The sequence below is a fragment of the Clostridia bacterium genome (genome assembly GCA_014360065.1).
Lineage (GTDB): Bacteria > Bacillota > DSM-521 > Neomoorellales > JACIYF01 > JACIYF01.
In genome coordinates, this window is the sequence record JACIYF010000031.1 from 1 (window position 1) to 26,597 (window position 26,597).

The following is a 26,597-nucleotide window of genomic DNA, read 5'->3' on the forward strand; positions in this document are numbered from 1 at the left end:
AGCCCAGAACATAAAGCGCATGGTTAAAGCACGGGCAAGAACCAGACCCCCCCAAGGCTCTGGAATTTTCACAAAGGTTAACGGAATGGGATCCAAGATCGAAGGGGCAAGGCGCGCCTGGTTCGCCCTGCCCAACTCCTTTTTATACCGCTTGGCAGCCTGAGAAGGGTCGGCTTTTAAGTGGAGTTTTTCAACAGCCCCTTGAGCTAACGGCTACTGCTACCTTCGTCGTTCGGGGCTTCCACCTTATAGACAGCGCCCATGCCGGGCGCACCCAGAAAGAACACCGGCGTTCTTACGCCGGTGTTCTCAAGATGGCTCGCTTCTCTTGCTATGCTAGTTTTTGTAATAAAGTTGTCTATTGTCTTTATCGGCTGCAATTAAGACGTAAAGCGGCCCCACCGAATAGGCTGGGCTTTTCCGCCTTTTATCGTCTGTACGGCTTACATTAAGACGCATCGTGAGACAATTTTGCCGGTAATGAAGGGAAAAAGGCTTCAGAAGCGAAGAGACTTATAAGGTTTTTTCGCAAGAGAAACTCAGAGGGAGATAATGGTTTCTGGAAGGGTGAGGACTGAACATTAACAACGCTGGAAATTCCCTGGTTGACGGAAATCATGGCGCCAATGGTACGTGTGTGTATTGCTCATTAAGAATGCTGGGAATGCAGGGGGAGCCGGGTGTGACCGAAGTGCACATCACGACCGGTGTGCGCAAAACGGCGCTGAATTTTGCCACTGTGACGAGGAAAGATCGACGTGAGGAAGGAAGTCGCGTCATGAGGGAGTAGCTATAAGCGGCCCTGATCTGTGTTCTGGTCGCACCACTTCCTCGAATATTTGTTTCGGCTAGGGTCTCCGTACGCTTATGCCGTACAAAGGGTTGCTGTAGCAGGGCTTGCCAAGACAGGCCAAGGACAAAATCCCAGCAGCGCCGCAGGAGGTTATCATGACCCCCAAAGAGCTTAAGGAAGCCATTTTGTGCTCGCTTGAACACCAGGGCTTTATTATCGAAGGCGACCGCATCCTTCCGCCGCTCGATCTGGACAAGCAGAGAATACGCCAGCTCCATGCTGTGGCAGTCGCGCACCGTGTAGAACGCGCCCGTGAAGGCTTGAAGCGCAATGAAGAGAAACTCCTCAGGCGGATTGCAGCCGGGAGCGAGGTGGTACCTGAGCGCATCTTTCCCCGCCTCATCGAAGTGCAAGCGGGGACAGAAGACGAATTTCTCTTCCGGTATGCGTCGCTCCACTGGAGCATTCCCGTCTCGTCAGGGTACGGGCGGCGGATCCGTTTTCTTGTCATTGACGAACAGAATGGGAAGCTGGTTGGAATTTTCGGCCTGGGGGATCCGGTTTTTGCTTTGGGTCCCAGAGACCGATGGATCGGTTGGGATGCCGATGCTCGTAAAGAGCGCCTGCATTATGTGATGGATGCTTTCGTCCTCGGCGCCGTACCGCCCTACTCTTTTCTACTTGCTGGCAAGCTGGTGGCCATGCTGGTGGCCAGCAACGAGGTCAGAATGACTTTTAGACGTAAGTACTCCAAAGAGCGTCCATCGCTCATCCGGGGCCGATATCTGGACGGGCAACTTATTCTCGTGACAACCACCTCGGCTTTAGGCCGATCATCCCTTTACAACCGGATAACCTACGACGGACGCTTGCTCTATCACAGCGTGGGCTTCACCCGCGGTTCCGGTGAGTTTCACTTTGCGAACGGCCTCTATCGGGCTATTTTCGACTACGTCAGGCAGTTTAGTCAGCCCACGGCAAAGAACAAAAATTGGGGGAGTGGCTTTCGCAACCGTCGTGAGATTATACAAAAATGCTTGGCGGGACTCGGCCTATCCCAGGATTGGCTTTATCACGGTGTCCGTCGCGAGGTTTTCGTCGTTCCCCTTGCTCACAACGTGCGAGAGTTTCTTAGGGGAGATCACTCCAGGATTCACTGGTTTAATCAGTCTGTGGAAGAGTTGTTTTATTGGTTTCGCAAACGCTGGCTCCTACCCCGAGCCGAACGTGACCAGCGTTATCGGAATTTCGATCCAGAATCGTGGCGCCTTTGGGTAGAGAAGGGTAGTACAGAATGACGGAAGAACAAAAAATTTTTGCTGACTTGCCAGCGGCACTGGTGGATGAAGTGCTCGGCGAAGCTAGCCAGGCGGGTGAGCTTCTTCTAAATACTTTCAGGCAGGCCCGGGCCGACCGGGACATCTACCGCAAGAAGCTCCTTGACTTGGGGTTGGTGCAACACGAGTCGGCGCTTGGTTATCCACCGCTGCCCACCACTTGCGCAACTGACGGCTCTTACGCCATCGATCGCCTCCTTACGGCGGACTTCGCGGTCGCAGCCGCAGTAGCGGTCGAGGGTCTTACGCCGCCATCTGAGAAGCGGCATTGGGAGCAGCCGCACCATTCGACTTTCGTAGCGGCAGAGGTGCACCATGAAGAGACAGCCACCGTTCTGCGGGCAGTTATGTTGGGGGAGGAACTCTTGCTGGCCACTCGCGCGCCTCACAACTTGGTCATGCTTGACGGTACTTTGACCCTGCCCATCATCTACTTCAACCAAGCCCTCAATAAGGCGCCGCAAGCCCGTTCTCTTCGTTGTTCTCAGAAATTTCTTGCCCGCAGCGTCGAGTATTTGGAGGCGTATCTAACGATCCTGCAGCCTGCCCGTTCGGATAAGCAATACATCGCCCTGCCCAAGTATTCCACGCGCCGGGAGATCGGTCGACAGGTTGGCTGGCGCGGCGAACACGATGACCGGGGAATTCTGACCCTACTGCTACAACCCGGCGAACTGACTTGGCCCCAGCGGCTCGAACAACCAGATCAGCCGTGGCACATCAATGCTGGTCGGCTTCCAGACGACCTACGGCGGCGAGTCGAGGAACTGGCTGTGAATATCGTGCAAGGACTGGAGCAGGTCTACGTCTTCTATTACAAGCCACACGATTGGCTGCCCGCCTTGCGCGTGGAGGTGGCGTCTGAGGTGGCCCTAAACCCCCATCGTCTCGCCGTAGTTGTCCAAGGACTGAAACACCAATGCGCCATCGCGTCTATGCTGGAGCCTTACCCGCTTTTTTTGGCCGACCGGATGGTGAAAGGGATGGCCCGGGCACTTCCTGCCTTCCGGCAGGTGGCAACCCAGCGCATTGCTGAACAGTATGAGGGAGACATCGGCGAGGTATTTTTTGCCATGCATGGATACCGTAGCGAATCGGGGGTATGAGAGATGAGCGAGAAAGTTGGGAGTATAGACCAGTTGGTTGATGGCACTGAGAAGATCGGAGTCATCGGCTCGCCTTCGTCTACTTCGGAGCTAGCCTTGGATATCTTGGGTGCCGCCGTAACCCGTAAGCTGGTAGGTGAATTAGCCCTCTTCCGCTTTCTGCAGGATTCTTCACCTCACTACGCCCTAGGCCAGATCACCGAGATCCAGCTGCGGAACATTTGGCACGAAGATCCGACTATGCGCAGCCTCATCCGTCAGCGCGGCCGGGTGGACGCCGTTAGCGAGCGCCAGGATACCCATCAGGGCAAGATGGTCATCAGCGCCGTATTCCGCCAGAGCGGCTCGTTCGGATACGAGCCGAGCATCCTTGGCACGGTCCCCTCTACGGGGACATCCATCCATCTCGTAGCCGATGACGTCCTAAACGAAATTTTGCATCTTTATCGTGACCAACTCTTCTACCTGGGCCATGTGTACGGGTCCAAACCCAGGCTTCCTCTCTGGTTCAAGCACTTCGACCGGGGGCCGGACGGTGCTGGAGAGGCATACCACTTAGGCATCTTCGGTAAAACGGGCTCCGGCAAGTCGGTGCTGGCCAAGATGATTTTATTAGCCTATGCCCGTTATCCCAAGATGGCGCTACTCGTCATCGACCCACAAGGCGAGTTCGCTAAAGACCTTCGCGGGGGTGGGGCAGGCGGCGAATTTGCCCTCCCGCTGGGCGACGTTGTGAAGCGCCTCGGAAAACAGGCCTTCGTCCTCACCGTCCGCAACCTGGTTCTGGATCGCTGGGAGTTGTTTGAACAGATTTTGTACGAGTCGCCCTTCTTTGAACGGCTAACGATCCCAAAGTCGGAGAATAGGGAACTTGCCTGTGGCATCCTTTCGGACAAGCTCCAGAAGAGTGGTATCAAGCTGAAAGACCTCAGTCATCGTGAATCTTTTGATAAAGCTTGGAAACTTCTTGGCGACGATAAGGTGCAGAAGCAGTTCTACCGGTCCGAGGCGCCGCGGCAGCGTTTCCACGCAGCCTGGGAGGAAGCGAACCCAGACGAGTTCTTCAACGACTATTGGGGGCCGGTGACGGAACTCTTTCGAGAAGACCGCCCGAATGCCCGGCCCGTCAACAAAGCCCTTTCCTGGCTCCTCAACCCGGAAGCTTCTATCCGGCCGCTTCTGGTGATTGATCTGTCCAGGGAGCAGACCCAGGGTCTCTTCTGGAATGCCCGGATCCAGTCGCTGGTCATCAAGCGGATGTTGGACGGATTGACCCAGGCGGCAGAGTACTTTTACAAGGAAGGCCAGAGCCTCAATACTCTCGTTGTAATCGACGAAGCCCATCGGCTGGCGCCGCGGGAAATCTCCAAGGAGGATGACGCTGCCCGCGGCGTGCGGGACGTCCTCGTGGACGCAGCCCGCACCACCCGCAAATACGGCCTTGGCTGGCTTTTCATAAGTCAAACCCTTTCCAGCCTCCACAACGAGATCATTCAGCAATTGCGTATTTTCTTCTTCGGATTTGGTCTAGGGCTGGGGCAGGAGTTTCAGGCGCTCCGGCAGCTTGTCGGTTCTTCCGGCACAGCTCTCGATCTCTATCAATTATTCCGAGATCCCCATTCGGCCTTCGACATTTCCAGCAGGCAGTACTCGTTCATGACCATTGGGCCGGTTAGCCCACTTTCTTTCGCTGGGACACCACTGTTCTTCAACGCCTTTAATACGGTGGAGGCGTTCTTGGAAGCAAACCGGCTCAAGAGTTGAGGTCCTTCCGAATCAATGATGATAATGGAACGCAGTAAGCGAAAATCGTCCGGTTGAGGAGGTGGTCATGGGGTAGGAGACAAGGTTTGAGTAAGTCTGGGGCTTGAAGTTGTGCGGCCGGGGTGAAAAAGAGGGTATGTCACCCTAAGGTCCCAAGAAAAGCAAGGTTTAGGACCTAAGCTACGCCATAGGAAGCCTTAAACACGTAATACATGAGCGACTGCCAGGGCGAGCCCTTTCGGTAGGTACCGAGGCCTGCATGCTCGGCCGGGGTCTTATCGCCCAGGGCTTTTTGGGGAATGAGGAAGTTGTAGGTAAGGATCCGGTTTAAGGCGTAAGCCACAATCCCAGCTTTAGACTTAATACCCCAAAAAGCCCGCAGGGGAGCCTTTAACCACCCGTGCTGGCGCTCAATGACATTGTTGTTAGGCAGGTGGTCAAATCCCTTATAAACTATGTGTCTTGCGCCGGGAAGCACTATAGGAACAACCGTTTTATAGGTTGGGAGGCCGTCGGATACCACGGTGAGGCGCTGGCCGTTACCGCTAAGCTGGTTTAGAAAGTTGAAACAAGAAACAGCATCCCGGTACTCCGAGAAGGACCAGGCCGGGATCAGGCGGTGTACCGGGTCCCGGGAGGCCCAAAAGACCTTGTGGCGGTTGTGGAAGAGGAAGGTTTCGTCGATGTGAACCTTCCCGGACACGGGAAGCTCTAGTTGCCCGAGCTCCCGGTACAGGCACAAGGCCGCCTTCTTGGTCCAGATCAGGATGGTATCGGCGGAAGGGGAAACTGAGAACAGGTCCTTTAAGATGGTGGCGGTAGTGGTGGCCGGAAGGGCTATGTAGACGCTGAAGTACAAAGCGATAGCCACCGTCTGTTTAGAGTAGCGCATCCTTTGGAACCGGAAGGGGCCGTACTCTAAAAGACCACAGCCACTAACCACGTTCTTTTGGGTAAGCCAGCTTTCAGGTTGAGCTTGTGGCGGCACTTTTTCCTCCCCGTGCACCGGTAGCGGACATAGGTGGCTCTGACTTTATAGACCTCCATAGCCCGCCCGCATAGGGGACAGCGGATATGAGGTTCCTTCTTAGTCCGGGGCCTTTCCGGTTGAAACTGGTGGCGGCAATCGGGGTTGGTGCACTGGTAGTTCTGGTATCTCCTTCCCCCAGGTCCCGGCTGGTGGCCGTTCTTTCTGGTGGGCCACCCGCACCTGGGGCAAGATGGATTGCCAGAGGCTTTACGGCTCAAAGTTTGGTTACCCTCCTTTGCTGAGGTGGTTGTGTATTTACAAGATTCTCCCCAGGGAGGGGGGTAACCTCCATAAGGTTAGAGTCCTTATGCTGCAATAGATTTAGGAAATTTGTTTCGGAAGCATCGTAAATATATAGGGGTGGTGTGGTTATGGATAGTCAAATGTTCTTGGCTCCAGTGAGCCTTGACCTCAATGGCCAGACTTGGAGTTTTTGGCTTAACCCTAAGGGGGATTTAATGGTTCGAGAGCCTTCCGGTCGGGAATCGCCCGAACATGTAAGACCAGAAATCAAGTTATTGGCTCGGGAAGTAGTCGGGTTTGATGTGGCCAGCCTCCCTGCGGTTGGCAATGGTCCAGAAACGGAACCGGGGGTTTTGGTGGTTTACGCCGACCGAAGCGGGAAGCTGGGGCAGGCGAGGTTGCGGGGAGCGGATGGCTGGGGAGGTTCCGAACCTCCCTACCTCTGCCTGTCGGAGATGGAGGTTGGGGCGAGATGCCCGTCCTTGGCCCGGCAAGGCGAGAGGATCTGGCTCACCTATGCCGCTGATCCGCCTGACGGCGGGTGGTGCCTGTGGCAAAGAAGCTTCGAGGAAGGAGAATGGAGCCAAGCCATAGCGATAGATTTTGGCAGCGAAGGAACCGTAGACGCTGGCTTGGTGACGGTTGATGGTCAAGGGGTTGCCCACCTCTTCTATCTTTGGTTGGGTCCCGATTCCTGCTCCAGGCTCCTTTATCGTTATCGATACCCTATCATGCTAGATTGGTCGGAAGCCTCAGCCTTTGTCCAGGCCGATAGCGCCATCGGGCTGCCAGCCTCTTGCCTCGACCAGGCCGGTAACCTGCTTTTGGCCTGGCCGGTGGAGGAAGGCGAAAGGGTGCAAATTTGGTTTGCCCGCCATTTGAGCGGCGGGTGGCCGGCGGGTGGCTGGGAAGAGGCCCGCCTGGTGGCGCCGACGATATCCTGGGCGGGCAAGAGTTCTGAGGCTGGCAATGGTTCCGATGATGGCAGCAGTGCCGGCCGAGCGGCCCTTGGGCCTCGTCGCTGGTTAGCTTTGAAAGCTGGTCCGGGGATGGTTTTTGTACATCTTTTAATGGACGGGAAAGTGCGCAGCTTTTGCTCCCTCGATGGCGGCAAGGCATGGAGGGAGACCGAGGAGCTAACCGTGGGCGGCCAGGTTAACCCAGTACGGATATATACTTTTAGGCCCCTGGGGGATGCCAAGCTATTTGGCCTGGAGGAGACCAGGTTCCAAGGAGCGGCGATAGTGGAAGCGCCGGTGGAGCCGTCGGTGGAAGTACCGGCAATAGGCCAGGAGGCGATACCTGAAGCCCAAGCAGGAGACACCACGGAAACACCTTCCCAAGAAAGGGTTGAGGGGACGCCCGTAAAGGCCAGGCTCCAACTAATACAGCCGCTTCGAACCCAGGGAACGGGAATCCAGCTTGTTCCAGCGGGGGGACGCTTCCCAGCTATGCGTTGGCCCCAGGTTAGAGCTGACGCTGGCTCCCCAGGTGGGGCGGCTGGCCAAGAGCGCCTAGGCCGCGACCTGGCGGAGATGGAAGATTATCTCAAGCGCCTGCGCCAGTACATACGCGAATTAGAGGAGCGGAACGTGCGCTTGGAGGGTACCATCATGGAAAAGAACCGCCGCCTCTCGCTGGTGGCCGATGCCTCTCGGCAGTATATTGCCAGGGCCCAGGCGCTTACCGATGAGCTTAAAGAAAAGCAGCGGCTAGCCGAAAGCTTACAGAGCGAACTCCAGGCTTTTCAAAAAGAGGTCCAGGCTTCCCAGACCGAGCTAGCTCGCATCCAGCGGGAAAAGGAGGCATTGGAACAGCAAAATCGCCGCTTGGCGGCGGAAATGGATCACCTCAGGCAGGTGATCGAGCAGCTGAGGCGAGAAATGGAGACCAAGACTCAAGAAATCAGCCAGTTGAAAGAGAAGCTGGCCGAGCTGGAACTAAGGAACCAGGAGCTCAAAAATGCATTGGCGGAGAAGCGGGCCCGGTTTTGGGAACGGCTAAAACGGCAATTCTAACCATCGAGCTAAAAAAGGCTATTTGATCGGCTCGGAGGCCAAGTGAGGCCGGCGATTAGGCGCCAGGGCAGAAGAGCTTGGCAGAGCGGCTTTTGCTTATCGCGGAGGGGCGGGTACAATCTAAATATTAGCTAAATATGAGTTGGCTGCCAGTCAGCGGGAGCCAAGCTGGGGACAGCCGAACCAAGGTAGGCATCAAGATCAGCCAAAGGAGGAGCCCACATGTATAAGCCGCCAGCCGCCGTCGCTTCTTTAGTAGCCAAATTAGTAACCGGAGTAACTGCGTTGACTCTAGCTTTAGGCCCAATCCTACCCGCCGACGCCAGGCCAGCCCCGCGTTGGCCAGAGCCAGCCTGGTTTGCCCAGTTTGGGTCCCAGCCGCCCACGCCAACCTCACCATTTACTAATGATTCCTCTACGCCTAGCTATCCAACAGCTGAGCAGTCAAGCCCGACTGCTTCCCAGCCGTCAACCGGAGGTAATGCATATATGCCCCGCTGGCCAGAGCCAGCTTGGTTTGCCCAATTTGGGTCCCAGCCGCCTCAGCTGCCGCCGGCGGGCGCGCAGCCGACCCCTGCTCCTAACCCAGCGCCCGCCCCAGCACCGGTACCCAATCCAGCGCCTGCACCTGGACCCTCCCCGGCACCGTCTCCAGCACCAGCACCTACCCCGGCGCCGCCGGATCCATCAGCTCCGGCTAGCTCGGCGCCTTTTGACCACAGCTTGACCCGCGAGGAAGCCAGGCTCTTTAGCTTGATTAATCAGGAGCGGAAGAAGCTAGGCATTCCCGAGCTGCAAATTGACTACCAGTTGGTCAAGCTAGCTAGGCAAAAGAGTCAAGACATGGTGGATAACCATTATTTTGGGCACCAGTCTCCTACCTACGGAAGCGCAGCAGATATGGTCAAGGCTGCTGGCATCGAATACCGGATCGTGGGCGAGAACATCGGCCAAGCCTATACCGTGGATGCTGTCCACCTAATGATGATGGATAGCGGCCCCCACCGCTCCACTCTTCTCAACCGCAAGTTCCAATGGGTAGGAGTAGGCGTAGTCCGAGTTGGTTCCGGGGTAATGGTCACCGAGCTATTTGTAGGAAGATAGATGGCTTGGCTAGGGCCAAGACTGTACAGCTGGTTCTGGACCAGCAATCCCACAAAAGTTCAGAAGAATAATCCAGCCCCCTGGCCCATGAAGAAGGTACCAGGGGGTTCTCGTCAAGTCATCGCCTGGCCCGCGAGCCTTGGGGAGGCTAGCCGTGACCTCTACCGGACGAGCTGGGCCGGGCTCTTTAGTATTACTCAGGCATTTACCCATCTAGTTTACTCTGCCTACATCTAAAGATCTTCCACCGGATGGGCTGGGGGCTGTCTCGCATTTTGCCAAGTTTGGGGGTAAAATAGCGGGTAGGGCCCGCGCTCCGAAGTGAGAGAAGGAGATGTTGGTGGTGCCGCGCGGCGCCGCGGAGCACTGGGAGCGCCGCGGCAGCCAAAGCGGGTTTGGCGCTGCCAAGGTTGGGGTGGGTTATAAGTTCTAGAAGGAGATGTACATATGGACTGGCTAATGACAGCAGCAATCCTGGTGACCGGCATTGGCGGGGGTTTGTTGGGAGCGCTGGTGGGCTTGGGGGGCGGGATCCTGGTGGTGCCCATATTGACCTTGCTCCTGGGAGTTCCCATCCATCATGCCATCGGCGCCAGCCTCGTGGCCGTGGCCGCCACCTCCAGCACCGCGGCCAGTACCTACCTGGACCGCCACCTTACCAACGTTCGGCTGGGCATGACTATGGAGACCGCCACCACCATTGGCGGTATCCTGGGGGGATTGACGGCTGCCCTCCTCAATCGGGAAATCTTGAGCGGCATTTTTGCCTTGGCCTTGGTAGGGATGGGCATTTCCATGTTTTACAAGGTCAAGGACGAGGGCACGGCCATAGCTTTGAACCCCCAGGCTTCAGGCTTCATGGCCAAGCTGGCGGCTGCCTACCAGGACCCTTACACTCACCAGCGAGTTGACTATCAGGTGCGGAGGCTGCCCTTGGGCTTAGGGCTTTCCTTTATAGCCGGCAACCTCTCCGGGCTTTTGGGCATCGGTGGCGGCGCCATCAAGGTGCCAGCTATGGTTTTGCTAATGGGCGTGCCCATGCGGGTGGCCAGCGCCACCAGCAACTTCATGATTGGGGTTACTGCCGTGGCCAGCGCCTACATCTATTATACCCGGGGATTTGTCGACCCCTTGGTAGCCGGCCCGGTGGCGGTGGGCATTTTTCTGGGGGCGAGCTTAACTCCCAGGCTGGCGGGCAAGATAGACAGCAAGGCGATTACCAAGATTATGGCTGTGATCCTATTGGTGATGGCGGTGGAAATGGCCTTGAGCGCCTTTGGTATTCGCATTCATTAGCAGCAATAACAACAACAGGAACCAACTGGCTAATGACTACACAATTTCTCGAAACTAGAAAGGGTGAAAGCCATGGGCCGAGATTATGGCAACCGCCCGCCCAGAAAGCCGGCGGTTGAAGAAGCGGGGGCTGGCCCCTTGGGCGACAACGGTCCGCTGGCCCCGGCGGCTGATCTGCGCTTGGAAAAGTTCATCAGCCAGGTACTGCGGACGGGAGTTCTGACCTGCCTTTTCCTGGTCGGGATCGGCTTTATTTTACTTGCCTTCCATCCGGCCGGGGCCATGCATATGGTGCTCCCTTTCCGGGAAATCTTTCCGGCCATGATTCGCGGTCAAGGGACGGCCTTTATTGATTTAGGGATTCTGGTGCTTTTGGCTACGCCCCTGGCTCGGGTGGTCATTACCGGCATCGGCTTTGCCTGGCAAAGGGAATGGCCGTTTGCCTTGATATCCTTGGCGGTACTCTTAATCTTGGTGGCCAGCATTATCATTGGTTCCCATTAGCCCGGCACTCAATTTGACTCCGTGGGCACGGAGTTCACCTGGAGCAACTAGGCAGGCTTGGTCGGCCATGGTGGGCCAGCGGTTAAGTGCTGGACCCGGCTGGAGGGGCATATGGTTTTGCGGGCGAGCTTGGAGCATTAATCATGCATAGGAGGTTTAGTTTTGCGGGATATCTTTCAGGGTTTGAATCCCCGGCAGCTGGAAGCTGTAACTTATGGCGAGGGGCCGCTCTTGGTGTTGGCTGGGGCGGGGAGCGGGAAAACCCGGGTGCTCACCTACCGGGTGGCCTACTTGGTGGACCAAGGGGTGGGGCCGGATCGGATCTTGGCCATCACCTTCACCAACAAGGCGGCTGAAGAAATGAAAAGCCGGTTGGCAGCGCTTTTGGGTTGGCGCATTCGCAACCTTTGGGTCAGCACCTTCCATGCTGCTTGCGCTCGCATCCTTAGGCGCGATGCCGCCCATTTGGGCTACACTTCCCATTTCAGCGTCTACGATGATGCCGACCAGCAGACCCTGATCAAATCCTGCTTAAAGGAGCTAGAGCTGGACGATAAGAAATACCCGCCCCGAGGTATAGCTGCCGCCATTAGCCGAGCCAAGAACGAGCTTTTAGACCCAGATGAGTTTTACGACCAGGCGGAAAATTTTTTCCAGGGGCAGGTGGCCAGGGTATACCGGATCTATCAGAAGAGGCTTAGGCAGCAAAACGCCATGGATTTCGATGACCTGCTGGTACAAACGGTGCGGCTGTTCCAGGAGCACCCGGAAGTTTTAGATTACTACCAGGACAAGTTTATGTATTTGCTCATCGATGAGTACCAGGATACCAACCAGGCCCAATACCAGCTGAGCCGCCTTCTAGCCCAGGCGCGGCGCAACATCTGCGCGGTGGGGGACCCGGACCAATCCATTTATGGTTGGCGAGGGGCGGACATTACCAATATCCTTGCCTTTGAAGAGGATTATCCCGATGCCAAGGTGGTGCTATTAGAGGAAAACTACCGCTCTACCCAGAATATCCTGGAGGCAGCCAATTTCCTCATCCGCCAAAATCGGGAGCGCAAGGAGAAGAACCTGTGGACCAGGAATCCCCGGGGGGATCTGGTGACGGTCTATCCGGCTGCCAATGAGCACGATGAGGCGGAATTTGTGGCCCAGACCGCCTTGGAGATTTGCCGGACCGAGGGGCGAAAGCTTGCTGATTGCGCCGTCTTTTATCGTACCCATGCCCAGTCCCGGGTGCTGGAGGAAGTGCTGATGCACCTGGGGGTGCCCTACCAAATCGTGGGTGGTCTCAAGTTCTATGAACGCAAGGAAATCAAGGACTTGGTGGCCTACCTGCGGTTGATCGTCAATCCCGCTGACAACCTAAGCCTAAGCCGGATCATCAACGTGCCCCGGCGGGGTATTGGCAGCGTGACTTGGGCCCGGGTGCAAGCTTATGCTGCTCAGCAGGGGGTCTCCATATATGAAGTCATATCTCGCCCCGACTGGTTGCGACCCTTGGCAGGAAGGACGGCAGCCAAGATCGAAGAGTTCGTTACCCTGGTGGAAGGCTGGCGGGGCCGTTACCAGCGGCTGACGGTGGCAGAGGTGGTGGAGGCAGTCTTGGCCCAATCGGGCTATTTGAGGGAGCTGGAAGCAGAAAAGACGGTGGAAGCCCAAACTCGGATAGAAAACCTCAAGGAATTTATTTCCGTAGCCCAAGAATTTGACCTGAAAGCGGTGCAGGGGGAGACGGCAGCTGAGCCCACCTTAGAAGGGTTTTTGTCCCAAGTTTCCCTCACCACCGACCTGGATACCATGGTTGAAAGGGAGAATGCCATCACCCTGATGACCCTGCATGCCGCCAAGGGATTGGAGTTTCCGTTGGTGTTTTTAATCGGGATGGAGGAGGGAGTGTTTCCCCACAATCGCGCCTTGGACGAGCCCCACGAGTTGGAGGAGGAAAGGCGCCTCTGCTACGTAGGCATGACCCGGGCCAAAGAAAAACTATTTTTAACCTTTGCTTGCCAGCGCACCCTGTACGGGGAGACGGTTTACAACCCGCCCTCACGTTTTTTGGAAGAAATTCCCCGCCATTTGGTTAGGCTAATGGGGGAAGAAGAAGAGCATGGCAAGCAATCCGGTGGGGAGGTCGGCGAGGGGGTTAGCTTGGGCTCGGACTTGGCGGCTTGCTCCTTTAGCGCCGGCGACCGGGTTCACCACCCCAAGTTTGGGGATGGGGTGGTATTGGAAATTGGGGGTCGCAAGGAAGATCCGGAAATCAAGGTAACCTTTGCTACCCATGGAGTGCGCAATTTGCTTTTGCGCTATGCTCCTTTGAAGCGGATATGAGTAGCCGGCGAAAGGGCGGGAGGATGTGGGGCAGGTGATGAGAGCAACCGGCCAAAAAGCAGTTTTTGCATTTGGGCAATTACAATGAGAGGTGAAATCAGTGGCAGATAAGGAAGTGATGGAGCGGGTAAATCAACTCCGGCGGCTGATCGAGGAGCACAACTATTATTATTACGTTCTGGACCAGCCCCGCATCACCGATGCCGAGTACGACCGGTTGATGCAAGAGCTGATCAAGCTTGAAGAAAAGCATCCTGAGCTTATAACGCCGGATTCGCCTACTCAAAGGGTGGGCGGCCAGCCCCTTCCCTTTTTTGCCCAGGTACGCCATCGTTTCCCCCTCTTGAGCCTAAACGACGCCTTTGGCGTTGACGATTTGCGGGATTTCCACCGGCGGGTAGTAGCGACCGTGGGGTCGGATGTGGAATACGTGGTGGAGCTAAAGATTGATGGGTTGTCGGTGGCGCTGACTTACGACCAGGGCATTTTGGTGACCGGGGCCACCCGGGGGGACGGTGAGGTGGGCGAGGATGTGACTCAGAACCTAAAGACTATCCGCAGCCTCCCCCTGCGCCTGCGCCAGCCCTTAGCCCGCCTGGAAGTGCGGGGAGAAGCCTTCATGCCTAAGGAAGCCTTTGCCCGGCTCAATGCCGCTCGGGAAAGTGCCGGGGAACCTACTTTTGCCAATCCTCGCAACGCTGCCGCCGGGTCACTCCGCCAGCTGGACCCCAAGGTGGCGGCCCATCGTTCCCTGGACATTTTTGTCTATCAGGTTATGTACGTGGAGGGGTACCAGCTAACTACCCACGCCCAGGCTCTAGAGCTGTTGGAAAGCCTAGGGTTTAAAGTCAACCCCCATCGACGCGTGTGCCGTTGCCTGGAGGAGGTGATGGATTTTGCCCGGCAGTGGGAGGATAAGCGCCACGATCTCCCCTACCAGATTGACGGGCTAGTAATCAAGGTCAATCGCTTGGACCAGCAAGCGGCCCTGGGAGCCACCGCCAAAAGTCCGCGTTGGGCGGTGGCTTACAAGTTCCCAGCTGAGCAGGCCCAGACGGTAGTGCGCCAGATCGTGGTCAGCGTGGGCCGGACCGGGGTACTGACCCCAACCGCCATCTTCGATCCAGTGCGCCTGGCCGGTACCACCGTCTCCCGGGCTACCCTGCATAATGAGGATTACATCCGCGAGAAAGACGTGCGCCTAGGAGATACGGTGGTGGTGCAGAAGGCGGGGGACATCATCCCCGAAGTAGTGGAAGTCAAAAAGGAGAAGCGCACCGGCCAGGAAAAACCGTTTCAGATGCCCCGTACTTGCCCGGAATGCGGCGCTCCGGCAGTGCGGCTGGAAGGAGAGGCGGCTTACCGCTGTACCGGCGGTATCTATTGCCCGGCCCAGGTGCGGGAAAGGATCATTCACTTTGCTTCCCGTAACGCCATGGATATCGAAGGTTTGGGCCCGGCCATTATCAGCCAGCTTTTGGCCGCTTCCTTGATCCGGGATCCAGCTGACCTCTACAGCTTGCGTTACGAAGACCTGGTCCAGCTGGAACGCATGGGCCCGCAATCTTCCAAGAACCTCTTGGCTGCCATTGAGAGGAGCAAGCAAAACTCCTTGGCCCAGCTCATCTTTGCCCTGGGCATCATGCATGTGGGAGAGCGGGCGGCAGCCGTGCTGTCCCGCCACTATCATTCTCTAGATGAACTCATGGCAGCGAAGGTAGAAGACTTAACCAAGCTTCCCGACGTGGGGCCCAAGATTGCCGAGAGCATCGTCTCCTTTTTTGAGGTTCCCGGCAACCGGCAGGTCATCGCCAAGCTCAAGGCGGCAGGGGTGGACCCCCGGAGCGAAGTCGAGGGCGGGCAAGCCCAAGGGAAACTGGCCGGCAAGACCTTTGTGCTCACCGGTACCCTGGAGCGGTTTAGCCGCAGCGAGGCAGAAAAGCTGATTGAGTCCCAAGGCGGCAAAGCTACTTCCAGCGTCTCCAAGAAGACCGACTACGTGGTGGTGGGAGCCAACCCGGGCTCCAAATACGACCGGGCGCTGCAATTGGGAGTCAAGATCCTGAGCGAAGAGGAATTCTTAAAGCTGGTGGGGGTGGAGTAAGCCGTGCCCATGCGGCCAAGCGGCCCGGCCAGACCACGAAAAAGCAACTGGGGAACTCAGCACTCAATCAGCGGGGACTAAACTTAGTAAGGACGTCTTAGCGCCTGATCGGGCGGTGCCCCCTGGGTGGATTACTGAATTGAGTGCTGGGCGCCGAAGGGCGAGGGGGAACCATACGGATCGCTGGCGAGGCCAGTCTTTCGCCGGCGCCAGCGCCCCGGCATGGGAAATGTTTCGGAAGCATCTTCTCGAAGGAGGTACGGATATGCCCTTAACTAAAGCGGAAGTGGAGCACGTGGCCCTTTTGGCCCGGCTGGCCTTATCGGAGGAGGAGAAGGAGCGCTATGCCCACCAGCTGGGAGCCATCTTGGATTACATGGAAAGGCTCAACCAACTGGATACCTCCAAGGTGGAGCCTATGGCCCATGTTTTGCCTTTGCACAACGTTTTTCGGGATGATATAGCCCGAGACTACCTGAAAAACGAGGAGGCGCTGGCCAATGCTCCCGACCCTTATCAGGGCCAGTTCCGGGTGCCCAAGGTTTTCTAGCCGGCATGCTTATGAAGGGTTTAAGGAGCGAGTGTAAGCCAAGGCAGGCTCAAGAGCGAAGGGGGTAGATGCAGGTTGGAGCTTCATGAGCTGACCGCAAGTCAGCTGTCGCAGTTGCTCAAGCAGAGAGAAGTGAGTGCCCGAGAAGTCACCGACGCTTACCTTGAAAGAATCGAGGCCCTGGACCAAAAGATCGGCGCCTACCTGACCGTAACTGCCGATCTGGCTCGCCAGCAAGCCAAAGATATTGACCAACGCCGGGCTCGTGGCGAGGAACTTCCGGCTTTGGCCGGGATCCCGGTGGCCCTAAAGGATAACCTTTGCACTCAAGGGATAAAGACCACCTGCGCTTCCAAAATTCTGGGAAACTTCATCCCTCCCTATGACGCCACCGTGGTGGAAAAGCTAAAGGCCAACGGAGCGGTTATTCTGGGCAAGCTCAATATGGATGAGTTTGCCATGGGTTCCTCCAACGAGAACTCCGCCTTTGGCCCGGTACATAACCCTTGGGATCTGGACCGGGTGCCGGGCGGCTCATCGGGGGGAGCGGCGGCGGCGGTGGCAGCCCGCGAGGCGGCTTACGCCATCGGCTCCGATACCGGTGGCTCCATCCGCCAGCCGGCAGCGCTGTGCGGGGTGGTGGGGATGAAGCCCACCTACGGCCGGGTTTCCCGCTATGGATTGGTGGCCTTTGCCTCCTCCTTGGACCAAATCGGGCCGCTGACCCGAGATGTGACTGATTGTGCTTTGGTACTGGCTGCCATCGCTGGCCATGATCCCAAAGATTCCACCTCCGCGGACATTTCGGTTCTCGATTATCGAAAAGACCTAAATGGGGACATCAAGGGCATGCGGGTGGGCATTCCCAAAGAATACTTCATCGAGGGCATGGAGCCCCAAAACCGCAGCCTGGTGGAAAAGGTAATTGAGCGCCTAGAGGCCCTGGGGGCCACCTGCGAGGAGGCTTCCCTACCCCACACCGAGTACGCTCTGCCGGCCTATTACTTGGTGGCTCCGGCTGAGGCCAGCTCCAACTTGGCCCGCTACGATGGGGTGGGCTATGGCTTTAGGGCCCAATCGGAGGGTCCGGAAAGCATCGTCGATATGTATATGGAGACCCGCCGGCAGGGGTTTGGTCCCGAGGTGAAGCGGCGAATTATGCTGGGGACCTATGCCTTGAGCTCCGGTTATTATGACGCTTACTACCTTAAGGCCCTGAAGGTGAGGTCGCTAATCCGCCAGGATTTCGATTCTGCCTTTGAGCGCTTTGACGTGCTGATTGTTCCCACTACCCCGACCCCGGCCTTCCGGCTGGGCGAGAAGGTTGACGATCCCCTCTCCATGTACCTATCGGATCTCTTTACCATCCCGGTCAACATGGCGGGCATTCCTGCCGTATCTGTCCCCTGTGGCTTTGCTGGCGGCTTGCCGGTAGGAGTCCAGATCATGGGTAAGGCTTTTGACGAGGCCACCATCCTGCGGGTGGCCTACGCCATCGAACAGGACTTGGGACTGAGTAACCTTTGCCCGCCCCTGGAGGTGAAAGCTTATGCCTGATTGGTCTGAAAGGTACGAAGCCATCATCGGCCTTGAGGTTCACGCTGAGCTTAAGACCGAGTCCAAGGCCTTTTGCGGTTGCAGCACCGCCTTTGGGGCTGAACCAAACACCCACGTTTGCCCGGTTTGCTTAGGGTTGCCAGGGGTGTTGCCGGTCCTCAACCGCAAGGTGATAGAGTACACCATGAAGGCGGCCTTGGCCCTAAATTGCGAGATCGCAAGCTTTAGCAAATTTGACCGCAAGAATTACTATTATCCGGATCTACCCAAGAATTACCAGATTTCCCAGTACGATTTGCCCCTGGCCAGCCACGGATATTTAACCATTCAGGTTGACGGCCAGCCGCGGCGCATCGGCATCCGCCGGGTACACATGGAAGAGGATGCTGGCAAGCTGGTACACGTGACCGGACCGGACGGGCGGGAATATTCGCTGGTGGATTATAACCGCACCGGGGTGCCGCTGATGGAGATTGTCTCCGAGTCTGATATCCGCACCCCGGAGGAGGCGCGAGCTTACCTGGAGAAGCTGAAGGCCATCCTCGAGTATACGGAAGTATCGGACTGCAAAATGGAGGAGGGGTCACTGCGCTGCGATGTTAACGTTTCGGTGCGCCGGCGAGGACAAAAGGAATTTGGTACCAAAACCGAGCTCAAGAATATGAACTCCTTTCGGGCAGTGCAGCGGGCCTTGCAGTATGAAATCCAGCGCCAGATCGAGGTGCTGGAGGAGGGCGGCGAGATTGTTCAGGAAACCAGGATGTGGGATGAGGCCAAGGGGGTAACCGCCAGCATGCGGGGCAAGGAGGAAGCCCAGGATTACCGCTATTTTCCTGAACCCGACCTAGTGCCCTTGGTTATCGATCGGGAGTGGGTGGAGTCCGTTCGCCGAGAACTCCCCGAGCTCCCTGATGCTAGGCGGGAGCGGCTGATTAAGGAGTACGGCCTGCCGCCTTACGACGCCGGGGTGATAACCAGCTCCAAGGCCTTGGCCGAATTCTTTGATGCCACCGTGGCCCTTTATCCTAACCCCAAAGTGGTGAGCAACTGGATTATGGGCGAGTTCCTGCGACTTTTGAACGCCCACGGCTTGGAGGTAAGGCAGGCTCAAGTGACCCCACAGGGGCTGGCTGAGCTGCTTCGCCTGCAGGACCAGGGCACCATCAGCGGTAAGATCGCCAAGGCGGTCTTTGAAGAGATGTTTACCACCGGCAAGGCTCCTGGACAGATTGTAAAGGAGAAGGGCCTGGTACAGATCAGCGATCCGCAGGTGATCGAGGGCATAGTCAAAGAAGTGGTGGCTAATAACCCTGCGGTGGTGGAAGATTATCTGTCCGGCAAGGAAAAAGCCCTTGCCTTCCTGGTGGGCCAGGTTATGAAGCAGACCAAAGGGAAGGCCAACCCCGGGCTGGTTAACCAAATCTTAAGGGAGACCCTGGCAAGATCTAAATAATTCCAGTAGGAAAAATTGGACCTAAATCGAATACCAATCTATACAATCCCAGGGGCAGTACGGTATAATTACCCTAATACTACTTGCCGGAGGCGATCTTAGACTGCCTTTGGGGGAAGGGGGTTGGTATTCGTGATGAACCAGATTCTTATCGTTGATACTACTCTGCGGGACGGTGAGCAGACGGCAGGAGTAGTCTTTGCCAATCAGGAGAAACTGAGAATCGCCAAGATGCTGGACGAAGTGGGAGTATTTGAGATCGAGGCCGGCGTTCCGGTGATGGGAGGGGACGAAAAGAAAGTCATCAAAGAAATAGTAGATGCCGGCCTGAAAGCCCGGATCATGGGCTGGAACCGGGCGGTGGTGAGCGATGTCCAGCATTCGCTGGATTGCGGGGTGCAGGCGGTAGCCATATCCATTTCCACCTCCGATATTCATATTCAGCATAAGCTGCACAGCACCCGGGAAAAGGTCCTGGCCGACATGGCCCGGGCGACCGAGTTTGCCAAAAAACATAACCTCTATGTTTCCGTTAATGCTGAAGATGCTTCCCGGAGCGATCGGGATTTCCTGCTGAAGTTTGCCCGTACCGCCAAGGAAGCCGGTGCCGACCGGTTGCGCTTCTGCGATACCGTTGGCATCCTGGAGCCCTTTAGCACCTACGATCGGGTCAAGGAGATCGTTGACACCGTAGGCATCGAAGTGGAAATGCACACTCACAATGACTTCGGCATGGCCACGGCCAATACTCTGGCGGGGTTACGCGCTGGGGCCAGGTTTGCCGGCGTCACCGTCACCGGCTTGGGCGAACGGGCCGGCAACGCCGCCTTGGAAGAAGTGGTTATGGCCCTCAAGTACGTGCAGGGCATTGATCTGGGGTTTAAGACCGAGAAGTTTCGAGAGCTAGCCGAGTACGTAGCTCGGGCGGCGGGCCGGGAGCTGCCGGTGTCCAAGGCCATAGTTGGCAGCAACATGTTTGCCCACGAGTCCGGCATCCACGCCGACGGGGCCCTCAAGAACCCGCTCACCTATGAAGTGTTTAAGCCCGAAGAAGTGGGCCTGGAGCGGCAGATCGTAATTGGCAAGCACTCGGGCACCGCGGCCATCAAGGCCAAGTTCCGCGAGTACGGGATTGAATTGACGGAGAAAGAAGCTGCCGACATCTTAGTCCGAGTGCGGGCTACGGCGGTGGAGCTCAAGCGCTCGCTGTTTGACAAGGAGCTGGCCTACATCTGGGAGGAGTACCAGGAGGAAATGGGTCGCCCCCGCCATCACGCGATCTGATGACCCCTCTGATGAGCTCTCAAGGCTGAGTAGCCCGGTAGTCAGCAAGGCTGTAACTAGGTGACCGGCGGAAGGTATGTAGGCCAAGTCTAGAGAGCAACCAGGACCGAAAGCCTATGGAAAATCAGGGGGCTCGCCGCAAAGCGGCGAGCCCTCAAGCAATCTGCTTGGCCTCGGCCATGGCCAGCGCCATTTCTAGATGCTGGGTTGCCACTGCTTTGCATAGGCTTCTTTTTAGTGGAAGGAGGACAAGATGAGCCATAAGATTACCCTTATTCCTGGCGATGGTACTGGTCCCGAGCTTACCGAGGCAGCATGCCGGGTGATCGAAGCAACCGACGTTGCCATTGAATGGGAAGTGGTGGAAGCCGGCGAGAAAGTGATCCCTAAGTATGGCACCCCGCTGCCGGAGCCGGTGCTGGAATCCATCCGCCGAAACCGGGTGGCGCTAAAGGGCCCCCTCACTACCCCGGTAGGCCACGGTTTTCGCAGCGTCAACGTGGCCCTGAGGAAGGAACTAAATCTATTTGCCAACGTGCGTCCGGCCCGCACTTTGCCCCACTTGCCCTCGCGCTACCATCAGGTGGACCTGATAGTGGTTAGGGAGAATACCGAGGACTTATATGCCGGGGTGGAACACATGGTGGGGGAAGACGCAGCCGAAAGCATCAAGATCGTTACCCGCAAAGCATCGGAGCGCATCGTCCGCTTTGCCTTTGAGTTGGCCCGCCGCCAGGGCCGACGGAAAGTAACCGCCGTCCATAAGGCCAACATCATGAAATGCACCGATGGCCTTTTCCTGGATACGGCCTGCCGGGTGGCGGAGGAGTTCCCGGACATTGAGTTTGAAGACCGGATCGTGGACAACATGTGCATGCAGCTGGTGCAGAAACCGGAGCTTTACGACGTCCTGGTCATGCCCAACCTTTATGGGGACATCATCTCGGACTTGTGCGCCGGGCTGGTAGGCGGCCTGGGGGTAGCCCCTGGCGCCAACATCGGTACCGAGGTGGCGGTCTTTGAACCCGTGCACGGCAGCGCTCCCAAATATGCGGGCCAGAACAAGGTCAACCCGCTGGCCACCATCCTGTCGGGAGTAATGATGCTGGAGCACCTAGGGGAAGACCAAGCCGCGGCTAGGATCCGCCGGGCCATCGAGCAGGTGTTGGCGGAGGGGCGCTGGCTCACCTATGATCTGGGCGGAAATGCCGGTACCAGCCAGATGGCCGATGCCATTATTGCCGCCTTGAGAAGCCAATAGTGAAAGGGCCTGAGGGCTAGTGGGGCAGAGTGCAATTGTGTTGTTAACCCATGCGGACCTCCCTGGGCCAGTATCATGGGCTCCTTAGGCTGCGAGCCAATCCTAGATCTGGCGTTGGGTCCAGGGCAGGCTTGTCAAGGGCACCAGCTGGGGCAAATACGTCCATACGGGGCCGGCTGTGGCTTATCGGCTTTGCCAATAGTTTCCTGATTAGGATGGCCATTTCTCCCCCAAGCTAAAAGTGAACGCCGTCCCATGCTGGTTGCCAGCTATGCTAGGATAGCCTGGCATCCAGCCCTAACACTAGGTGCATCCGAAAGAAGCATAAAAATGCCGGGGATGCTGGCGTAAGGCGACTTTGGGCGAGCCTTGCGAGCCGTTGGCGAGACCGAGACCGGAGGCGGGGCCGAGGACAGGACGTCCGAGGCCGGCCTCTTGAGACAGGAGGTCGAATTGGCCGGGAACCCCGCCGAAGGGCGAGGGGGAGCCATACAGATCGCTGGCGAGGCCAGTCTTTCGCCGGCGCCAGCGCCCTGGCGTGGGAAATGTTTCGGAAGCATCTAACACAAGGCAGATAGGGGGGAAGTTATGGCCGAGGTTAGGGAGTTCAAAAGCCGCTTTGGCGAACAGAACAAGCTGGAGAAGATGCGGGCGGCCAACCACCCGGACGGAGTTACCGTAGACCCCATCCCGGCTAGCCGCGGGGAAGAAATAACCGTGCTCTACTATGGGCCCCTGGCTCAAAACGGCGCTAGTCAACTATGGATGCACACCGGCTACGGGCCGGCTAACCAGTGGAGCGAGGTCAAGGACTTACCCATGGAAAAAACCGGCCGGGGTTGGGTGGCGGTGGTTGGCGCCGATAGGGGTGACCGCCTGAACTTTTGCTTTCACGATAATACTGGCCGCTGGGACAACAACCAGGGTCGGAACTGGAGCTTAGAAATCCACGAAGGGGGCCGGGTCTAACCCGGCCCCGCTAGTGGTCCCATGCCCTTCGCATTGGCGCCGGCTCGACCTAAAACCCTGCCCCACTTCAACCGTCCCAAGCGCCCGGCATGGGGTCGGCGTGGGCGTCATTAGTGTTTCTGCATTCGCACCCAAGCTCATTGGCAGGATGAGCCGATATTGCCCGCTGGCTTGATGAAGCCAGGGCTCTTGTTCATGGGCTTGAAAAGCTATCCACCAAGAGATTAATCCTCATCAATAGATTAGCGCTCCTAACCCTTTTGGCCATGCTCTGGGCGCCAGTAATTGCTTGGTTGCCGGGGAAGCCTTAACCTTCGTACCCCTCTGGGTGTGGTTGATTGTACTTCTGGCGGCGAGTATGGGCATGACCAGCGTGGTACAACCAGGGTCTGCGAAACGGAATCGAGAGGGGTCGGCTTTTCCGGCCCATGCAAATGGTTATGTAGCCCATACGAAAAGTGATAGAATCTTACCAAGACAAGTCAGTCGACGCCGGACAGAAAAATATAGCCAAGGCAGAGCGTATACTGGGCGAGCGTTCTGACGCGTTGCGGGAGGAATGTTTAGCTCAAAGCATTTTGCGCCGGATAGGAGGGTCTTTCGATGGAGGAGAAGTGGCAGGTTTACGCAAGGGAATTACAAGAGGTACTTAGGCTTAAGGGGGAGCTGGTGAGCGTGACCTACACGGCCGAACCGGTCCAGGGTGCGGCCGGTGATAAAGTGGCCGCCTGCGATGCCCTGGTGCGTGTCCGGGAGGGAGCCTCCCTCCTTTTGGACAAGGACAATCTGGACTGTCAAGGTGGCAAGTGGCACCTGGGGCTGGTGCCGGAGCCCCAGGGCGAAGCCAGGCAACGCTTGAATAAGTTCCTGGTGCAGGGGGAAAAGCTCTTCTGCTCCCCGGTTGCCTTTCACCGCACCTCGCTGCCGACTCCACCGCCGCTGGGGCTTACACCGTACGTTTACATGGGTCCCCTGGCGCAATCCCGCCTGCGGCCCGATGTGGTAGTCTTCTTTGTCAATCCAGAACAGGCCTGTCGGCTCATGACCCTGGCTACCTGGAGCACCGGTGTATCCCCCCGGTGTCTCTTCGTGGGTTCCACATGCCGGATGGCCATTACCTACCCCATCTTAAGCGGGGAGATCAACGTGGTGTTTGGAGACTGGACCACTCGCAAGCGGCCCGGTTACGAGGCGGGTGAGCTGCTGGTCAGCGTGCCGTACCACCACCTCCACGGTATCGTCGAGGCTATTCCGGAGTGCACCGCCGGTACGGCACCCTTTGTGCCCATGCGTGACCTTTAGCCTTCGGTTACGGGAATTCCTGAACTATACAGTTCCCAAACACCGGTTCCAGAAAGGCGCAGGAGCTGCGCCCGGGCCTTGCCCATAATTAGACCATTCGTACTAGCAGAATATTGTTTACCACCTGGCAGGAGAATCTTGTGTGCACAGCGAATATCTAAAACCTTGGCAAATGTTGGAACAGAGGGTGATGGATGGGAACGGGCTCAGGTAGCTGTCGGGATGCAAAAGAGTTGAACTAGTTGTCAGCTGATGGTTTGGCAAAGCTGCTGGTGGGGCAGCCGCACGGCCTCGGGATAGTGGTCGTGCGGTTGCCCACTGTATTACTCTTGAGGGGAGGGCCCAGCATGAAGCTTTGCGGTTTCCGCCACCTATCCCTTACCTTTTTGGCTGTCGTCCTTTCTGTAAGCCTACTTCTCCCGGCCTGCTCCAGCCGGGCCCGGGGCACAAGTGACAAAGGTTCGGCCCCAAGACCCAGCCCTCATCCTTCCCCTCCGGCTTTGGCCAGCGTGGAGAAGGTAGCCGAGGTGGAGCTTCCGGACCACGACTACCAGATGCCTACCTACGTGGACGGGGAGCTATTTTTGTCCCTGGGCGATGCCGCCACCGATGACATACGCAACTTGGTCAAGTACAGCCTAGCCGACAAGAAATACCAGACCATTTTTACCTCGAAATTCAAGCCTGGCGCCGTTCCCGCCGTACAGGCCAACCGCAAGTGGCTGGTCTGGGTGGACTGTCACTATGTAAAGGGCGGGGGTGGCAGCGAAGGCGCTACCATTTATGTCCTGGATCGCCGAAGCGGAAAACAAAAGGTGTTGTCCCGGGGTGCCTACATGCCGGAGCTAAGCCTCGTACCGGAGGTAAGCCTGTGGGAGGACTATGTAGCTTGGGTGGAAGAGGTCGTAAACCAGGGATCCAAGGTGAAGCTGTGTGACCTGAGAACCCAAAAGACCCAGCTAATAGCCACTTCAGGCCCAGGAACCCGGATTCACCTTGCCGACGGCAAGCTCCTTTGGACCGACACCCAGGGAGGGGGGTATTACAGGATTTACGATTTGAAGAAGAAGACCACCACCTCCATCTCCGCCCCCTATTCTTACCCCGGCTGCGCCAGGTTCATTTCCTCCCACCGGATTTTTGTTTTCCACTGGCCGTATACCACTGAGAGACGTTCCCCGGAGAACCAAGCATTTGGTTCAGTTGACCTATCCTCTAAAAAGTTTACCCCCTTCACGGTCGGCACCAAGGAAAAACCGGGTTACCTATGGCATTTCGACGCCAAGGACCACCGCCTGGCTGTTATCGATGAGGGTGGAAAGCTTTGGCTTTATAGCTTCGACGGAGTCCAGTTCAAGGAACATGGCTTTTCTCCCCCTTCCGGCTACTCGGCCCACAGCATTGACTTTTCTCCTGGAGGCGAGTTGGTGGTGGGTTGGGAGAAGCTGGCCGGAGAGCCTCCCGCCAAGACCATGCTTACTGTGCTCCGCTTTGGCCCGGAGAAAATCAACCTGGAACCCACCATTCTGCCGCTTTCTAAAGATGAACAGCAGGTCTATAGCCAGTACCAAAAGAAGAAGTCCGACGCCATCCTGGAGGGGCTTTCTCCCCTAACCGTGTGCAAGCTCTACTTTAAGGCCGAAGAGGACCAAGACTACCAGACCCTGTATTCCCTTTACATCCAGGACCCCAAGTACGGGGTGCCGCCGCGGGAACAGTTCCTCCGGGAGGTAGGGACGGATAAAGCTGGCCGGGAAAACACCGAGAAGTTGCTCAAGCGGCTCAAGGAGAAGCTTGCCAAGGTCCAGGAGCGGCGCCTGGCCAGCGACCAGGTGGTGCTAGAGCTCACCTTCAGTGACAGTAGCGAAGTCTTGGGCTTCAGGCTCTATAAGAACCAGGCCGGGGTGTGGAAGGTGGCCTGGCTGCCCATGCACTAGAAGGCAAGAGGGCGGGTGCCTGGCGCTGCCACCTTGGCGCCTAGCAGGGCATTCCTATCATCCGGCTACAGATTATCACAGAGAGTGAGAGGTGGGTGTTGATGGTGTCAAGGATATTCAAAGTTATTTTGGCTGTGTCTTTAACTATCAACATGGTGGTGGCAGGGTTTTTGGTTAAGGACTGGTTGCATGCTCGCCAGGAATACCTGAACACCCAGGCGGACTATCAGCGCAGTGTTGGCTTCCTCAGGATGGCGGATGGGGAACTTAAGGCACTTTCTGAGGAGCAGTCGAAGCCCAAGCAGTTGCGCCACCTGGCGGCTGCCGACAATCACCTCATGAGAAGCATCCAGTTCTTCCAGAAGGTGGAGCCAGCCCTGGCCCGAGCCGGCGCGGAGACCCAAAACTTTATGCCCCGGCTGAGCGATGTTGAGTCCATTATCTACGGACAGCTGTTAGACGCTATCCTGGGCACCACCTCTCCGGGCATTGATCCTTCAGCCCCGGCCAAGGCACAAGCCCAAATCAACTCCTGGGTAAAGGTCTTTCCGCAGGAGAAGCTTCCCGATCGTGACCAAGCCCAACCGATCAACGCCAGCTTGAGGGAATAGGCTTTCCCAAATATACCGGTACCAGGCCGGGTAG

The 26,597-nt window shown here is 57.1% G+C and carries 19 protein-coding genes; 18 read left to right on the forward strand and 1 reads right to left on the reverse strand.

Annotated features, from left to right (window positions below; translation table 11 throughout):
- Positions 1–948: 948 nt before the first annotated feature.
- From H5U02_06540 to H5U02_06550, 3 genes are read left to right on the forward strand one after another with little or no spacing between them, the layout of a single operon-like run.
- Positions 949–2,091: a DUF4338 domain-containing protein gene (locus H5U02_06540; protein ID MBC7342091.1), complete on the forward strand. Its 1,143-nt coding sequence runs from the start codon at positions 949–951 to the stop codon at positions 2,089–2,091.
- On the forward strand, positions 2,088–3,236 hold the full coding sequence (locus H5U02_06545) for a DNA double-strand break repair nuclease NurA (protein ID MBC7342092.1): 1,149 nt from the start codon (positions 2,088–2,090) through the stop codon (positions 3,234–3,236). The genes H5U02_06540 and H5U02_06545 overlap by 4 nt, the downstream gene beginning before the upstream one ends.
- A 3-nt stretch (positions 3,237–3,239) precedes the next feature.
- Entirely contained in the window at positions 3,240–5,000 is a 1,761-nt protein-coding gene (locus tag H5U02_06550) for an ATP-binding protein (protein ID MBC7342093.1), read from the forward strand.
- Positions 5,001–5,175: 175 nt separating this feature from the next.
- Here the strand turns inward: H5U02_06550 and H5U02_06555 are convergent, their stop codons facing one another.
- Positions 5,176–5,988: a DDE-type integrase/transposase/recombinase gene (locus tag H5U02_06555; protein ID MBC7342094.1), complete on the reverse strand. Its 813-nt coding sequence runs from the start codon at positions 5,986–5,988 to the stop codon at positions 5,176–5,178.
- Positions 5,989–6,401: 413 nt separating this feature from the next.
- Here H5U02_06555 and H5U02_06560 point away from each other — a divergent pair, with 413 nt between their 5' ends.
- The 15 genes from H5U02_06560 to H5U02_06630 all read left to right on the forward strand — a co-directional run bounded on the left by H5U02_06560 (position 6,402) and on the right by H5U02_06630 (position 26,563).
- A complete protein-coding gene (locus H5U02_06560) occupies positions 6,402–8,291 on the forward strand; it encodes a hypothetical protein (protein MBC7342095.1) in 1,890 nt (629 codons plus the stop codon).
- A 753-nt stretch (positions 8,292–9,044) separates the two neighbouring features.
- The gene (locus H5U02_06565; protein ID MBC7342096.1) at positions 9,045–9,395 is read left to right on the forward strand and encodes a hypothetical protein; all 351 of its coding nucleotides are present in this window, start codon (positions 9,045–9,047) and stop codon (positions 9,393–9,395) included.
- 447 nt (positions 9,396–9,842) lie between these two features.
- Positions 9,843–10,691: a sulfite exporter TauE/SafE family protein gene (locus H5U02_06570; GenBank protein ID MBC7342097.1), complete on the forward strand. Its 849-nt coding sequence runs from the start codon at positions 9,843–9,845 to the stop codon at positions 10,689–10,691.
- A gap of 72 nt (positions 10,692–10,763) precedes the next feature.
- Positions 10,764–11,195 carry a DUF1634 domain-containing protein gene (locus tag H5U02_06575; GenBank protein MBC7342098.1) on the forward strand — a complete coding sequence of 144 codons (432 nt, stop codon included), beginning with the start codon at positions 10,764–10,766 and terminating at the stop codon, positions 11,193–11,195.
- A gap of 162 nt (positions 11,196–11,357) precedes the next feature.
- Positions 11,358–13,535 (forward strand): DNA helicase PcrA, encoded by a 2,178-nt coding sequence (gene pcrA / locus H5U02_06580; GenBank protein MBC7342099.1) that lies wholly within the window; start codon positions 11,358–11,360, stop codon positions 13,533–13,535.
- A 118-nt stretch (positions 13,536–13,653) separates the two neighbouring features.
- On the forward strand, positions 13,654–15,639 hold the full coding sequence (gene ligA / locus H5U02_06585) for an NAD-dependent DNA ligase LigA (protein ID MBC7342100.1): 1,986 nt from the start codon (positions 13,654–13,656) through the stop codon (positions 15,637–15,639).
- A 265-nt stretch (positions 15,640–15,904) separates the two neighbouring features.
- Positions 15,905–16,189, forward strand: a complete 285-nt coding sequence (gatC, locus tag H5U02_06590) for an Asp-tRNA(Asn)/Glu-tRNA(Gln) amidotransferase subunit GatC (GenBank protein MBC7342101.1) — start codon at positions 15,905–15,907, stop codon at positions 16,187–16,189.
- A 75-nt stretch (positions 16,190–16,264) separates the two neighbouring features.
- Complete coding sequence (gene gatA / locus H5U02_06595; protein ID MBC7342102.1) at positions 16,265–17,746, forward strand: Asp-tRNA(Asn)/Glu-tRNA(Gln) amidotransferase subunit GatA; 1,482 nt, start codon at positions 16,265–16,267, stop codon at positions 17,744–17,746.
- Positions 17,739–19,199, forward strand: a complete 1,461-nt coding sequence (gatB, locus tag H5U02_06600) for an Asp-tRNA(Asn)/Glu-tRNA(Gln) amidotransferase subunit GatB (GenBank protein ID MBC7342103.1) — start codon at positions 17,739–17,741, stop codon at positions 19,197–19,199. The genes gatA and gatB overlap by 8 nt, the downstream gene beginning before the upstream one ends.
- 135 nt (positions 19,200–19,334) lie before the next feature.
- On the forward strand, positions 19,335–20,483 hold the full coding sequence (nifV, locus tag H5U02_06605) for a homocitrate synthase (GenBank protein ID MBC7342104.1): 1,149 nt from the start codon (positions 19,335–19,337) through the stop codon (positions 20,481–20,483).
- 253 nt (positions 20,484–20,736) lie between these two features.
- On the forward strand, positions 20,737–21,744 hold the full coding sequence (locus tag H5U02_06610; protein ID MBC7342105.1) for an isocitrate/isopropylmalate dehydrogenase family protein: 1,008 nt from the start codon (positions 20,737–20,739) through the stop codon (positions 21,742–21,744).
- A gap of 588 nt (positions 21,745–22,332) precedes the next feature.
- Positions 22,333–22,713 (forward strand): carbohydrate-binding protein, encoded by a 381-nt coding sequence (locus tag H5U02_06615; protein ID MBC7342106.1) that lies wholly within the window; start codon positions 22,333–22,335, stop codon positions 22,711–22,713.
- Positions 22,714–23,316: 603 nt separating this feature from the next.
- Entirely contained in the window at positions 23,317–24,015 is a 699-nt protein-coding gene (locus H5U02_06620) for a DUF169 domain-containing protein (protein ID MBC7342107.1), read from the forward strand.
- A 347-nt stretch (positions 24,016–24,362) separates the two neighbouring features.
- Positions 24,363–25,952 (forward strand): hypothetical protein, encoded by a 1,590-nt coding sequence (locus H5U02_06625; protein MBC7342108.1) that lies wholly within the window; start codon positions 24,363–24,365, stop codon positions 25,950–25,952.
- Positions 25,953–26,053: 101 nt separating this feature from the next.
- Positions 26,054–26,563, forward strand: coding sequence for a hypothetical protein (locus tag H5U02_06630; GenBank protein ID MBC7342109.1), 510 nt, complete (start codon positions 26,054–26,056; stop codon positions 26,561–26,563).
- The last annotated feature ends 34 nt before the right edge of the window (positions 26,564–26,597 follow it).

What these genes read in the sequence shown, in the direction of transcription:
- H5U02_06540 (MBC7342091.1), top strand. Translation starts at nt 949, where the DNA reads ATGACCCCCAAAGAGCTTAAGGAAGCCATTTTGTGCTCGCTTGAACAC.
- gatB (MBC7342103.1), top strand. Translation starts at nt 17,739, where the DNA reads ATGCCTGATTGGTCTGAAAGGTACGAAGCCATCATCGGCCTTGAGGTT.
- H5U02_06620 (MBC7342107.1), top strand. Translation starts at nt 23,317, where the DNA reads ATGGAGGAGAAGTGGCAGGTTTACGCAAGGGAATTACAAGAGGTACTT.
- H5U02_06615 (MBC7342106.1), top strand. Translation starts at nt 22,333, where the DNA reads ATGGCCGAGGTTAGGGAGTTCAAAAGCCGCTTTGGCGAACAGAACAAG.
- ligA (MBC7342100.1), top strand. Translation starts at nt 13,654, where the DNA reads ATGGAGCGGGTAAATCAACTCCGGCGGCTGATCGAGGAGCACAACTAT.
- H5U02_06560 (MBC7342095.1), top strand. Translation starts at nt 6,402, where the DNA reads ATGGATAGTCAAATGTTCTTGGCTCCAGTGAGCCTTGACCTCAATGGC.
- H5U02_06610 (MBC7342105.1), top strand. Translation starts at nt 20,737, where the DNA reads ATGAGCCATAAGATTACCCTTATTCCTGGCGATGGTACTGGTCCCGAG.
- H5U02_06550 (MBC7342093.1), top strand. Translation starts at nt 3,240, where the DNA reads ATGAGCGAGAAAGTTGGGAGTATAGACCAGTTGGTTGATGGCACTGAG.
- gatC (MBC7342101.1), top strand. Translation starts at nt 15,905, where the DNA reads ATGCCCTTAACTAAAGCGGAAGTGGAGCACGTGGCCCTTTTGGCCCGG.
- H5U02_06630 (MBC7342109.1), top strand. Translation starts at nt 26,054, where the DNA reads ATGGTGTCAAGGATATTCAAAGTTATTTTGGCTGTGTCTTTAACTATC.
- H5U02_06625 (MBC7342108.1), top strand. Translation starts at nt 24,363, where the DNA reads ATGAAGCTTTGCGGTTTCCGCCACCTATCCCTTACCTTTTTGGCTGTC.
- H5U02_06545 (MBC7342092.1), top strand. Translation starts at nt 2,088, where the DNA reads ATGACGGAAGAACAAAAAATTTTTGCTGACTTGCCAGCGGCACTGGTG.
- H5U02_06570 (MBC7342097.1), top strand. Translation starts at nt 9,843, where the DNA reads ATGGACTGGCTAATGACAGCAGCAATCCTGGTGACCGGCATTGGCGGG.
- nifV (MBC7342104.1), top strand. Translation starts at nt 19,335, where the DNA reads ATGAACCAGATTCTTATCGTTGATACTACTCTGCGGGACGGTGAGCAG.
- H5U02_06575 (MBC7342098.1), top strand. Translation starts at nt 10,764, where the DNA reads ATGGGCCGAGATTATGGCAACCGCCCGCCCAGAAAGCCGGCGGTTGAA.